At 51.0% G+C, this 11,974-nt stretch carries 13 protein-coding genes; 11 read left to right on the forward strand and 2 right to left on the reverse strand.

The genetic code is table 11. The features are described from left to right. The first annotated feature begins 130 nt into the window (after nt 1–130). Nucleotides 131–709 carry an SCO family protein gene (locus EDC32_RS03455; protein WP_132220926.1) on the forward strand — a complete coding sequence of 193 codons (579 nt, stop codon included), beginning with the start codon at nt 131–133 and terminating at the stop codon, nt 707–709. Nucleotides 710–790: 81 nt separating this feature from the next. On the opposite strand, the gene EDC32_RS03460 is transcribed toward EDC32_RS03455, so the two are convergent. Both EDC32_RS03460 and EDC32_RS03465 read right to left on the reverse strand, forming a co-directional pair. Next, entirely contained in the window at nt 791–1,999 is a 1,209-nt protein-coding gene (locus tag EDC32_RS03460; protein WP_132220027.1) for an ABC transporter permease, read from the reverse strand. Then, a complete protein-coding gene (locus EDC32_RS03465) occupies nt 1,996–2,721 on the reverse strand; it encodes an ABC transporter ATP-binding protein (RefSeq protein ID WP_132220028.1) in 726 nt (241 codons plus the stop codon). The genes EDC32_RS03460 and EDC32_RS03465 overlap by 4 nt, the downstream gene beginning before the upstream one ends. Nucleotides 2,722–2,892: 171 nt before the next feature. Between EDC32_RS03465 and EDC32_RS03470 the strand changes: the two genes are divergently transcribed. The 10 genes from EDC32_RS03470 (at nt 2,893) to minD (ending at nt 11,816) form a co-directional block, all read left to right on the forward strand. After that, nucleotides 2,893–3,906: a type IV pilus twitching motility protein PilT gene (locus tag EDC32_RS03470; protein WP_132220029.1), complete on the forward strand. Its 1,014-nt coding sequence runs from the start codon at nt 2,893–2,895 to the stop codon at nt 3,904–3,906. Next, the gene (locus tag EDC32_RS03475) at nt 3,899–4,642 is read left to right on the forward strand and encodes a prepilin peptidase (RefSeq protein WP_132220030.1); all 744 of its coding nucleotides are present in this window, start codon (nt 3,899–3,901) and stop codon (nt 4,640–4,642) included. Before EDC32_RS03470 ends, EDC32_RS03475 begins: the two co-directional genes overlap by 8 nt. Nucleotides 4,643–4,688: 46 nt before the next feature. Next, nucleotides 4,689–5,912 carry a hypothetical protein gene (locus EDC32_RS03480; protein WP_132220031.1) on the forward strand — a complete coding sequence of 408 codons (1,224 nt, stop codon included), beginning with the start codon at nt 4,689–4,691 and terminating at the stop codon, nt 5,910–5,912. A 176-nt stretch (nt 5,913–6,088) separates the two neighbouring features. After that, a complete protein-coding gene (locus EDC32_RS03485; protein ID WP_132220032.1) occupies nt 6,089–6,679 on the forward strand; it encodes a Maf family protein in 591 nt (196 codons plus the stop codon). Nucleotides 6,680–6,771: 92 nt separating this feature from the next. Next, the gene (gene radC, locus EDC32_RS03490) at nt 6,772–7,476 is read left to right on the forward strand and encodes a RadC family protein (protein ID WP_132220033.1); all 705 of its coding nucleotides are present in this window, start codon (nt 6,772–6,774) and stop codon (nt 7,474–7,476) included. A gap of 187 nt (nt 7,477–7,663) precedes the next feature. After that, on the forward strand, nt 7,664–8,710 hold the full coding sequence (locus tag EDC32_RS03495) for a rod shape-determining protein (protein WP_022736047.1): 1,047 nt from the start codon (nt 7,664–7,666) through the stop codon (nt 8,708–8,710). A gap of 94 nt (nt 8,711–8,804) precedes the next feature. Continuing rightward, nucleotides 8,805–9,662, forward strand: a complete 858-nt coding sequence (gene mreC / locus EDC32_RS03500; RefSeq protein WP_132220034.1) for a rod shape-determining protein MreC — start codon at nt 8,805–8,807, stop codon at nt 9,660–9,662. Continuing rightward, complete coding sequence (gene mreD / locus EDC32_RS03505) at nt 9,659–10,189, forward strand: rod shape-determining protein MreD (RefSeq protein WP_158283214.1); 531 nt, start codon at nt 9,659–9,661, stop codon at nt 10,187–10,189. Before mreC ends, mreD begins: the two co-directional genes overlap by 4 nt. 68 nt (nt 10,190–10,257) lie before the next feature. Then, complete coding sequence (locus tag EDC32_RS03510; protein ID WP_246026832.1) at nt 10,258–10,947, forward strand: septum site-determining protein MinC; 690 nt, start codon at nt 10,258–10,260, stop codon at nt 10,945–10,947. 74 nt (nt 10,948–11,021) lie between these two features. Continuing rightward, nucleotides 11,022–11,816 carry a septum site-determining protein MinD gene (minD, locus tag EDC32_RS03515; RefSeq protein WP_022736051.1) on the forward strand — a complete coding sequence of 265 codons (795 nt, stop codon included), beginning with the start codon at nt 11,022–11,024 and terminating at the stop codon, nt 11,814–11,816. Nucleotides 11,817–11,974 lie beyond the last annotated feature (158 nt).

Below are 11,974 nucleotides of genomic sequence, written 5' to 3' on the forward strand. Positions count from 1 at the left end.
ACGTTGAACTAAGAAGCATCCAACGCGATGTGATGCAGATAGGAGATGACTTTTTGTGAATTTATTCACATTCAGACGACTTTCCCTGATCTTGTGTGCGTTCTTGCTGGTAGCCGGTTGTGCTCCAACAATGACGGAGTCTCCTGACTCGAGCCAAAACCAAGATGCGGCCGCCAATAATAATGATGTATCCGCTCTCAATTGGCGTGTCCCAGATTTTACGTACACCAACCAGGAGGGCAAGCCATTTGGGCTGAAGGATTTGCAAGGGAAACTCTGGTTGGCAGATTTTATTTTCACCCGTTGTCCCAATGTGTGTCCGCCGATGACGGCCAACATGGCCAAGCTACAACAGGAGCTGAAAAAGGCGGGCGTACAGGTTGAACTGGTCTCCTTTAGCGTGGACCCCGAGTATGACAAACCTGAAGTGTTGAAGGCCTATGCGGAGAAACATGGTGCTGATTTTAGCAATTGGCATCTCTTAACAGGCTATTCATTGGAAGAAATAACCAAGGTGACCAAAGATACTTTCAAGGCGCAAATCGCGCATCAACAAGGAACTTCCCCTGATGTTCCGCTGTTGGTCACCCATCCTACGCAGTTTTACCTGATTGACGGCACTGGAAAAGTGGTTCGTTTCTACAACGGCCTACAACCTGATGCGGCGCAAATTGCTAAAGATATTGCATCTCTGAGTAAAGGAAAGTGAAAAAAACGACTCCGCAACAACGGAGTCGTTTTTCATTGTTTGACATGAGAAAGACGGGATTGGCCAGTAGCCGCCCGTCTTTTATCTTTTGGTACGGCTAAAGAAGAGAATCGCCACACCGTTGATGATCAGATAGATGACCAATCCCGTACCGTCCAGCCAACCGACCAAAAGGCCGACCAGTGCGATGAGTGACGCAAACGCGGTTGATAACAGCCGTGTGATTTGCTGAAGTGCTTGTGACCGCTCCCATCCTGGTCGGGGCATAAGCTTGAACAAGACGGGGTAATGCGCTGCATGTTCAATGTTCCGCAATTGTACAGTAAACATCCAGTTGCCCAAGAGAGTGAGCAGGGTGACGACCCACGGATGGGGCACGCAGAAAGAGAGCAGGAGTACCCATACCAAAAGGCGGGTAAAAATCGCCAACAGGTCGCTCTGCCTCACCAATGTGCGCCAATAGAGGTAAGGGTAAACTGCATCGTCGCGGATCAAGCGGTTGACGAGGCGGATCAACCATTTGCGTTGGCGCAATGGGCGCTTGTAGCGGGGCATATCTACGAACCAATTGGCGATGGCGTAATATCGGGCCAAGGTTTCTTGCTCCAGTCGACTTAAATGTTGCCAGGGATAAGGGGCTTGTGGAATCAGTTGAACCCCTCGCCAGCACCAGACGGCCAGCGCAGTGAGAGTCATGAGCATAAGCTCCCATTCAGATGCCAATATGTCGTAGGCCAACATTAAGTTCAAGGCGAAACGGCAAATTTTCCATAAGCGCAAGTCGCTCGTGTCAGAGTTGACAGTCAGTCTCGTTGCCTGCCATTCCTGCACAAGATTGAGAAGAAGGACTCCCGCCAAGAGAAAGCAAGCAACGACATAGGTTCCCAGTGTACCCAGGTTGGCGCGGTATAACGGATACAAAATGCCCATGATCACTCCCAAATGGAGGAGCTTTACCGCGCCGGTGTAGAGCAAGCTCGCCCGAAAATATTTACCCATTTGAGGTTCCAAGGACAACAGAAACACCGCGTCAGTCGGCTTAATCCAGGTGCGAATGCGTTGGTGGGTCAGGAAAAGACCGATTATGACGGCCAAAACGTGCGCCATGGGAAACGATTCAGGCAACCAAGCCAGCAATTGGTTGTATCCGAATGAGAAAGCGATGATGGTGATGCCCAAGATGATCGGGGTGCCTCCCCCGCCTGCGATGATGCGGATCAGTCGCAATGCTTTTGTCCAAGAACTGCGCATGCGGCTCCAAAATAGAGTGGAGGTTTCCAAACGATTCACCCTTTCACGACCTGAATGAACAGCTGTTCCAAGCTGGCCCCGGGTTTGTTGAGCGTATGTTGCATCGCTGGCAAATCCCCTTTTAGCCGAATGCGACCATCATGCAGAAGGATGAAGCGGTCGCAGTATTTTTCTGCCATGTCCAAGATATGAGTCGATATCAGAATGCCCATCCCCTGCTGTTTACCTTCCTGCAACAGATCGAGTAACGCCTGGATGGCCAGTGGGTCGAGGCCGACGAAAGGTTCATCGACGATCAGCAGGGCCGGTTGCGCGAGAAATGCGCATAAGATCATGATTTTTTGTTGCATGCCTTTGGAGAATGTGTGAGGGAACCAATGCTTTGCTTTGCTCATACGGAATTGCTCCAACAACTCATGAGCGCGCCGGCTGGCTTCAGCTTCGTCCAATCGATATGCGCGGATCGTCAACTCCAGATGTTCCCATAAGGTAAGTTCTTCATAAAATTGTGGGGTTTCCGGTATGTAGGCGATTTGTGAGCGGAATGCACTGGGATCATCCTGCAATGTTTTCCCATGGAGGGTGACTTTCCCGGCAACGGGGGTCATCAGGCCGAGGATATGTTTAATCGTTGTGCTTTTACCGGCTCCGTTTAAACCGATCAAGCCGACCATTTCACCCGGGTTCACATCGAAAGACAAGTCATGGATGACGGGTTGCACCCGCGAATAGCCGCCAGTCAATTCATGAACAGTTAGCATAAGTCCGCTCCTTTAGCTGGATGGATTCTTATGTTAATCTACTCGATTACGCCGCGTCCGGCAAGGGGAACATCACTGTTGCCCAAATTTTCTTGATATAGACACGTTTCTTTTGTTGTTTTTTTCTTACAATGGAAATTGGTTACAAATGGAACATGGGAGGAGCTAGACATGCAAATCACTGATTGGATATCCTTGGCTATCGTAAATGAAGCTTCTGATCTTCATCTGGTGGAAGGAGAGCCTCCACGGGTACGCATACAGGGCAAGATGGAGTTGTTGGCAGAGGAACAAGTGGAAGGGAAGATGATATGGGCATTCTTGGCTGCACATAAAAAGGTGATCCGTGACCGGGAATTGGATTTTGCCTTTCAGTTTGACGAAATTCGCTTGCGTGTTCATGCATATCGACTTCAGACAGGCGTAGGGTTGGCTATTCGTTTGTTTCCGCGTGACATTCCCAGCCCTGAGGAATTGCGCCTTCCGGAAGCGCTCCTCAACTTAAGCCAAAAGAAGCAAGGGATTTTACTGGTGACCGGCCCTACGGGTAGTGGCAAGTCGACGACACTGGCCGCGCTGTTGGAGCTGAAAAATCGGACAAGCTCCTCCTTGATCATCACGTTGGAAGATCCGATCGAGTATACGCACCGTTCCCAACAATCGTTGGTGATCCAACGGCAGATTGGCTTGGACACGGCCAGTTATCAATCAGGTGTTCAGGCGGCATTACGGCAAGATCCCGATGTGCTGATGATCGGGGAGTTAAGGGAGCCAGAGGCGGTTCGGGCCGCGCTGTATGCGGCGGAAGCGGGGCGTTTGGTCATGGCCACCATGCACGCTGCTCGGGCTGCGCAAGCCATCCAACGGATTATTCATCAGTTTCCGGCCGAAGAGCAAACCCTGATCCGCACGCAATTGTCTATGAGTTTGTTAGGTATCGCCGCCCAGCGTTTATTTCCTGGTAATGGATATAACAACCGGATCGCGGCGTTTGAAGTGCTCATAAACACCCGAGCGGTGCAACACTTGATTCGGGCTGAACAAATTCATCAAGTTGATTCTATTATGCAAGCGGGCCAACAAGCAGGGATGCAAACGATGGACATGGCCGTGCAGGCTCTGCTGAAAAGCAAGGAAGTGGAACATGCAGCGGTGAAAGAAGAGTGGCTGTTGCCCCATGGTTGAGTGGGAAGAGTTGGCGGTGTTAGCGGCGGGAATGGGCGCATATTGGCTGCCGGAATGTGCGGAACGCTTTTTGCAACGCAGGAGGGAAGACATACTGGTACGCGTGTTTTACCGTCGGATGCGACCGATGGTGGAACGATTGTTTTTCGCCTATGCCCGGGTGGGGATCATGGCGCTTTACGCAGGACTAGTCTGGTGGGTGGTGCAGCAGCCGCGTTCTTTGCATGACAAGTTTGCCATGGTCATATTTTTGTCCATTTTGTTCACCGTGGTTCTGACCGATTTGATGGCTTGGTTGATACCCAATTCCCTCACTTTGGGGGGAAGCCTCTTCTTTGCTATGCATAGTTGGTTTGAACGGCCAGATTCGTTTGGATGGCTCAGCTTGGCGGCACTGGGCATTTACGGTGTCGGTTATCTCGTATGGCGGAAGACCAAAGGGATCGGCATGGGAGATGTGAAGTTGTTGGTGATGGCGGTCTGGCTGTTGGGATTGGATTTGTTCTTCGCCTTGTGGTTGTCGAGTTGGAGTGCCTTCTTGACGGTGGTCGGACGCTCGCTCGCCTGTGGCCAGTGGATGGGCCGTTCTCCGTTGCCGTACGCCCCTCATCTGGCGGCAGGGATGATCGTTGCCCTGCTGTTTGATGGCGTGGCCAGTCATTGGTTGAATGGATGGTGCGCTGGTTTTAGCTGGTTTGCTTATTGGCCGGAAATTCAGGTTCTATCTTTTCTATGAATTCATAAACTCTAGTAATAGATTTTTGAAGGAGCGGATCATTGCGATGGAGAACACAAAACCAAAAATCTCTTCCCGGCAGTCTGGCATGAAAGTCACCATCCAACCCCATCCATCCCAAACGTCTTCCGTCAAAGCGGATAAACCTACAGGGCAAGCGATCACCATTGCAAAGCGGCAGGAAAAAGCCAATGCCCGTGGTATACAAGTGACATGGGAAAAGGTGAGAACCACGCCCGTCTCCACCACTGCTTATCCACAAGAGAAGGAAGGGCGGCAGGCATCGCAGGAAGCAATCGCCGGGCCGATTCGACAAACGCCTTCTTTTACCTTGGGGCGCGCCGATAAAAAGCAACAAGTGATTGAGTGGAGCTCTCCCAACAATCCCTTTGTGCAAAGACGGTTGAAAATGCGCCCATCAAACGTGAAATTGGGACAACTCCTGCTGTCGATCGCCGCTGCTATCGTGGTGGGGCTGATTATGGGCTTTTCCATCTTGCGGATATTCTTTATGGAAAACGCCTCTCATTCGGCCCGGTCGATCGATGATCACTTGCCCAAGAGTAATATGGTGGCCGAGATTCCGCTCACGGACGCCAATGGGAACAAAGCTAAGGGCAAGGAAGTGGGAAGACCCCTTCCAGCGCTAAAGGTCGTGATGTTGCAAGCGGGGAATTTTCAAAACAAGCAACATGCCCAGAAGAAAGTGCAGGAATACCGCACGCAAGGGATGGCTGCGGTGATGTCAGATCACCCTCCTTACCGCATCTTCTTGGGAATGGGTTGGACAAGGGATGAAGCGTTGAAACTTTCTGCTATTTATCAAAAAAAAGATGTGGAAGTGTATTTAAAGGAATTGCAGATGACCGGAACATTGCCTGAGAAATGGAAGCAGCGGGAACAGCTAGCCCGCTTGCTTGTGCGCGGAAACCACCTGATCCAACAGTTGGGGAATGCCGCCATCGTCAATATACAGGGCAATCCCCAAACGGAAACGCCAGCATTCGCATTTCAATCCGCTTGGAAAAAAGAATATGAACAGATGCTCTCCGACTTTCACGCGATGGAAAAGGGGTTGCCACCAGCGTTACGGTCGTCGCTCAACCAATGCCTCAGCGCATTGGATCTGGCGATTCAAAGTGGAGAAACGGCAGACAAACATCCTAATCAAGCGTTGCTGTGGCAGATTCAAGAAGGGTTGGTTCGATATGCATTGGCTTATGAACGGGTGGCCAAAGCGGCGGCAGAAGGCGGGGAAAACAAATTTTGACAAAGCGTTGACCATCGCTTGTTGGGCGGTTCTTCATCTGCTAAACTTAAATTGTTCCAAGGTTGGAAGGCACCTTACTCACAGAGGTGCTTTTTTCCGTGGACGGGATGCACTCCACTTAAAGGAACATCCTTCTTTTTTATTTTTTACTTATTACTGAAAGGTGTGTACGCGATATGCGGCCAAAAATTGTTTTGGCATCCGGTTCTCCACGGAGACGAGAGTTACTTGCGGGCTTGGGCGTTCCGTTTGAGGTGAAGACGAGTCAGGTCGATGAAACATTTGACCCTTCGTCCCCTCCGAACGCAGTGGCTGAGGAATTGGCGCACCGCAAAGCCAAGGATGTGGCCCGGCAGTTGGATGCCGCTCTTGTCATCGGCGCGGATACGATCGTAGTCTGTGACGGTGAGATTTTGGGCAAACCGCGGGATGAGCAGGAAGCGGTTCAGATGCTTTCCAGACTCCAAGGCCGCGCGCATCAAGTATACACGGGCATTGCCTTGGTTGAAGTGGCTGATGGCCACGTGGTGCGTGAACGTGTCAGCCATCGCATGACCCATGTGTGGATGAGGTCGCTCTCAGATGAAAAAATCTCATGGTACGTGGATTCGAAAGAACCGCTCGACAAGGCGGGTGCATATGGAATCCAAGGCTTGGGCGCATGTCTGATCGACAAGATCGACGGCTGTTATTTCAATGTTGTCGGACTTTCATTGGTCGAATTGGATCAAATGTTCCAAGACATGGGCTATTCGTTGGTACCATAGAAGATAAATGCAAACGTAACAACTCTGCCGAGCACACCCGTGGGGATCAAATTCCTAAATGGAAGTGGAGAGAGGCAGAGGAGGAATAGATGATGGATGAAACCGGTCGCAAGGACATGTTGCTGCGCGATGTGCCAGAAGAGGAGCGGCCGCGTGAACGCATGATTCGGTTAGGGCCGAATCATGTTTCTAATGCGGAGTTGATTGCCTTGTTGTTGCGCACGGGCAGCACGGGTGAATCTGTGATGACGTTGGCCCAGCGGGTGTTGAACAAGGGGGGCGGGCTCAAGGGACTGACCCGACTTTCGTTGCAAGAGCTAATGGGCATTCACGGGATCGGGCCGGCCAAAGCCATACAATTGATGGCCGGTATAGAGTTGGGACAGCGGATTTCACGTATGTTGCCGGAAGACCGCCATGCGATTCGGTCGCCGGATGATGCAGCTTGTTACGTAATGGATGAACTCCGCTTCCTGCAACAGGAACACTTCATCTGCCTATATTTGAATACGAAATATCATGTCATTGACAAAAAATGCATTTTTAAAGGAAGTCTTAACACCTCGGTTGTGCATCCGCGCGAAATTTTCCACGAAGCGATCCGCTGTAGCGCCGCCGCAATCATTTGTGTACATAATCACCCCAGCGGCGACCCCACACCTAGCACGGAGGATCTTTTGGTTACAGAACGGTTGGTGGAAGTCGGCAAATTGGTGGGTATTGACGTTGTGGATCATCTGATTATCGGGGACCAAACGTATTTCAGCATGAAAGAGAAAGGGTTGATTGCCGAGTAGGTTTTAAGCCCTTTGTCATGCGCAAGCCATCGCCAGACGAACAGCCGTTTTCTTAGTGCTGTTTCCCTATTGACGAAATTATCGGAATTTGCTTGGGTGTGGAGGGCGGTATTTACCAGTAGCTTATGTGGAGAGGTTTTCTGTTTGATAATATGTTGATTTTGAATGAATGAAAGGGGGGCTTGCCGTGTTTGGCGGATTTGTGAAAGATATGGGGTTGGATTTAGGAACGGCCAATACCCTCGTTTATGTGAAAGGGCAAGGGATTGTGGTTCGTGAACCGTCTGTGGTGGCGATGGAAGTAGGAACGGAAGAAATCAAAGCGGTAGGGAACCAAGCGAAAGCGATGATCGGGCGTACACCTGGTAATATCGTGGCTATCCGGCCGATGAAAGATGGCGTGATCGCCGATTACAATACAACAGCGGCGATGATTGAATACTTTTTAAAGCAGGCTTCTGACCAACACATCATTTTACCGCGCAAACCCAATGTGATGGTGTGCGTGCCGTCAGGAGTGACCGCGGTCGAAAAGCGGGCGGTGGAGCAGGCGACCGTGAGAGCCGGGGCCAAGGATGCTTACACCATTGAAGAGCCGTTGGCGGCTGCGATCGGCGCCGGTTTGCCCGTGTGGGAAGCGACGGGAAGCATGGTAGTTGATATTGGCGGCGGGACGACGGAGGTAGCCGTGATCTCTTTGGGGGGAATCGTGACTTGTCATTCGTTGCGGGTCGCTGGTGACAAAATGGATGATGCCATTATCCAATACATCCGTCGCAAACATAATTTGCTGATTGGAGAGCGCACGGCGGAAACGCTGAAGCTGGAAATCGGCTCAGCTATCCCTGATGATCAGGGCGGCGACTCGCGGGAGATCAAAGGCCGGGACTTGATTACGGGCTTGCCGCGCATGATTGAGATTACGACGAGTGAAATTGCCGAGGCTCTAAATGAAACCGTCATGGCGATTATCGACTCCGTCAAGCAGACATTGGAACAGACGCCACCGGAATTGTCGGCGGACATCTTGGACCGGGGCATCATGTTGACAGGTGGTGGAGCTTTGTTGCGCAATTTGAACGTCCGCTTGAGTGAAGAGACGCATATGGAATGCCATGTGGCGGAAAACGCGTTGGATTGCGTGGCCGTCGGTACCGGTTCGGCCCTGGAGCAGATCGGGCTGTTTAAACCGACTTCGGCGATTGACCGCTTTCGGCGCAAGCGCTTTTTCTAGCAGTCGTCGGTTGGCTCGGAAGGGGGCGGATCGGCGCCCCTTTTTCGTGGGCTAGCCGGAAGAGAAATGAAAATCGCCCCGAAGGAGTGAAGCCATGCGACGCAATGACGCTCGTCACATTCTCATTTTTGTTTGCTTGTCGCTTTTATTGTTTATTTCGGTGGGGATGACGCGCGGTGAGCGCGGGCTTCTCATCGGTCCCGAAAGTTGGCTAAAGAATGTAGCGGCGGTGGTAGAAGGCATCTTTTATACCCCCGTGCATTCGGCGCTGGCCCTTTCCTCTTCCACGGAAGCTGCCTCCCCGAAGACGGAGTTGGCTCGCATGGAAGCGGAGTTGAAAGAATTGAAGCGGGAGAATGAAGAATTAAAAAAACAATGGGGATACGCAAAAGAAAACCCTATCGAATACATTGCGGCACGCGTCGTTTTCCGAAATACCGACCGTTGGCATAACAAGGTGGTCATTAACCGGGGCAAGGCAGATGGCGTGGAGCCAAAAATGCCTATCGTCACATCGCAGGGGTTGATCGGTCGAGTGCAGTCAGTGACCAGCCATATGGCGGATGTGCAACTATTGACTGACACGGGTGGCGGCCCTGGGATCGCCGCGATGATCCAAGGGGAGAATGAAGAGGTGTTGGGCATCATCGAAGGATATGATGCGGTGAAGAAACGGTTGATCATGAAAAAAGTTGCGGTGACCGCCAAAATTAAGCCAGGTGCAACGGTGGTAACATCGAGATTGTCAGATATTTATCCAGGTGGTATTCTGATTGGGACGGTTGCTGAAGTGAAACCCGGCGAAAGCGGGGCTGAACAAATCGCGTATGTCAAACCGTCTGCTACTTTTGAACGGCTGGATTATGTGATGGTCGTGAGAGACCCGGAAAAGTTGCAGTTGCAACAACACAAGAACGAGCTTCAATCGAAGACGGGAGGGGACAAACGGTGAAAAAGGGTTTCGTCGCTTTCCTCTTGATCCTCTTCTTGTTAGAAGGGTCTGTCTTCCAGTTGTTGCTCCCTCAGGCGTGGGGGAGCACTTTTGTCGTTATCCCCCAATTGGTGGTTAGTGGGATCCTTGTCATTTCTTTGTATTTGCCTAAACGTTATGTGCTGATGTTCGCCTTCTCCTTCGGATTGTTGCATGACATCGTCTATGGCCCTGCGTGGGGGGTCACAGCCTTCGCATTGGCGGCGGTAGCCTATGGCACGTATTTGTTGGCCAATCATTTTCCGCCTTTTGTGTGGATTGTCGGCGTGGCGATCGTATTGGGGCAATGTTGTTATACGCTCTTGGTGTATGGTTGGTATCGTTTGTTTGGGTTTACAAACATGCCTTTCCTTTTTTCTTTCATGACACATATCGTGCCAACGTTGGTCTTTAACGCCATCAGCGCCTATCCCATTTTCCGGTTCATACATTATGTTTACATGAAAAAGCGGAACCGGCAGGTCGTGTTTGATACGATCATTCGCTGATGCGCCTTATAATGGAAAAGGAAGGAAAATAAAGGGGAGGAGCGAAATCATTAGTGAGGCGGGGTGACATGAGTATGGGGAAAGTGATGAAACCGGGCGTTACAATTAAGGGCAACAAAGAAGGCCTGCTGTTTATTCTCGATGATTCGCGACCCTTTTCTTATGTTTTGGAGGAATTGAAGCATAAGTTGGAAAATACGCAGGCGGCCCAGATTTGGGATGGCCCGGATATGAAAGTCACCATCAAATTGGGCCAACGGCAGATTACCCGCACAGAAGAATTGGCGGTGCGGGAGTTGTTTTCTATCCGCCAGAATTTAATTATTCATCGGTTTGAGGCGGATGGCATGCCGTATTTGCGCGGAGCGGAGACAGATCTGGCGACGAAGGCCGGGACGGTGCGTTCTGGACAGGTGTTAGTACATAGCGGAAATTTATTGTTTTTAGGTGATGTCAACCCGGGAGGAACGATCCAATGCACCGGCAGTATCTACGTGTTGGGATCGCTACGCGGATTGGCTCATGCAGGCAGCCAAGGTGATCAGAATGCGGTGATCGTCGCCTCCACACTGCGTCCAACTCAACTTCGTATCGCTGATGTCATTTCCCGCCCGCCGGACAAATGGGATGACTCAGAAGTAGGGATGCGGTTTGCTTATCTGGCGGACAACCAGATTATCGTGGAAAAAATTTCTCAACTTGGACAATTGCGTCCTGAACTCGAGTGGAATGAGAATCGCAGGCGATTAAATTTATAACCATCTTACAGTCATTGCTTGGTGAAATATACCGATGTGGTTCATGAGAGTGTAGGATTAGACGGAGGTTATGGATGGGGGAAAGTATCGTTGTAACGTCCGGAAAAGGGGGCGTGGGCAAGTCCACCACTTCAGTCAATATTGGGACCGCGCTCGCTTTGACCGGCAAAAAGGTATGTTTGGTCGATACGGATATCGGTCTTCGCAATCTCGACGTGTTGATGGGTTTGGAGAATCGCATTATTTATGATTTGGTTGATGTGATTGAAAAAACGTGCCGCATAGAGCAAGCATTGATCAGGGATAAGCGTTGTGAAGAGCTGTATTTGCTTCCAGCGGCGCAAACGAAAGATAAGACAGCCGTGTCAAGCAATCAGTTGCGCTGGTTGGTGGCGGAGTTGAAAGAGCAGTTTGACTACGTCATCATCGACTGCCCGGCAGGCATTGAAAATGGATTTAAGAATGCCGTGGCTGGTGCAGACCAAGCGATCGTCGTGACCATCCCGGAAAACGCCGCGATTCGCGATGCTGACCGGGTGATCGGGTTGCTTGAGAAAGAAGAGATCGCCCCGCCCAAGCTAGTTATTAATCGCATGCGCAAACAGATGGTACGGGACGGAGGCATGATGGATGTGGATGAAGTGGTGGCGGTGCTGGCCATTGATCTGCTGGGCGTCGTGCCAGATGATGAACAAGTGATCCGCTCCGGTAATCTAGGCGAGCCGATCAGCTTTGACAACAAAAACCTTGCCGCCAAAGCTTACCGCAATATCGCTCGCCGCATCCAGGGCGAGATGGTACCGCTGATGGCACTGGACAAGGAACAGAGTGTGGTCATGCGGATGAAACGATGGTTAGGATTCGCGTGACAGTGCAAGGAATGGTTCCATAGGTGGAACCATTCCTTTTTTGCTTTTTGCATATCATCGCTTGACCGTTCATATCTTGTTACAGGCACCATCAATCTGGCCAGCGCGCGTTTTAGTGCAACGATGGGGGACAAGCGTGAGCGCCAGACATTGGCTCG

Origin of the sequence: Laceyella sacchari (assembly GCF_004343255.1) — a bacterium.
Classification (GTDB): domain Bacteria; phylum Bacillota; class Bacilli; order Thermoactinomycetales; family Thermoactinomycetaceae; genus Laceyella; species Laceyella sacchari.